This window comes from Pedobacter sp. 01N416 (assembly GCF_056399685.1).
In genome coordinates this window covers 1-703 of sequence record NZ_JBFTRT010001001.1, presented here as the reverse complement: position 1 = coordinate 703, position 703 = coordinate 1, and the positions used below count along the sequence as shown (strand labels likewise).

1 protein-coding gene is annotated in these 703 nt (G+C 41.5%); it reads left to right on the top strand.

Features of this window, described 5'->3' with window-relative positions:
* Positions 1–686: T9SS type B sorting domain-containing protein (locus AC1DND_RS28910; protein ID WP_477586417.1), on the top strand; the 686-nt coding region annotated here is incomplete at its 5' end.
* Positions 687–703 lie beyond the last annotated feature (17 nt).

The window sequence follows — 703 nt, the reverse complement described above, 5'->3', positions numbered from 1 at the left end:
ATAAAGACCTGGGAACAGTAACCAATACCGCAACGGTAAATGCCAAAACACTTGGTGGTGTTAATGTAACCGATGTTTCAGGAACCTCCGAAAACAATAATGCTGCAACAGTTATTGCATTCCCTAAATCGCCAAAAGCGGTTGATGATGTTGGTGGTACAGTGGCAAATAAATCGGTTACCATTAATGTATTGGCAAATGATGATCCTGGAAATTCTACCCTTGATAAATTAACAGTAGAAGTTGTAGGCCGGCCTCAACATGGTAAAGTAACGGTAAACGCTGACGGTACGATTACCTACACACCTGATCCTGGTTACACCGGCGATGATACCTTTACTTATAGGGTGAAAGATGCCTATGGTTATTATACCAATGTGGCAGCGGTAACCTTAACGGCTAACTTCGCTGGCCTTACCATACCTAATCTGTTTACGCCAAACGGTGATGGTATAAATGATACCTTCGAAATCTTGGGCATTAACCAATACCCAGTTAACGAACTGCAGATTGTTAACCGTTGGGGCAATGAGGTATTCCGTGCCAAAGGTTACCAGAACAACTGGACAGGTGAGGGATTAAACGAAGGTACTTACTACTACTTATTGCGTGTTAAAAAAGCAGGAAGCGATCAGTACGAAGTGTTTAAAGGTTACATTACATTAATCAGAGCGTTTAAAAAATAAGATAAGAGGCTTAGTGC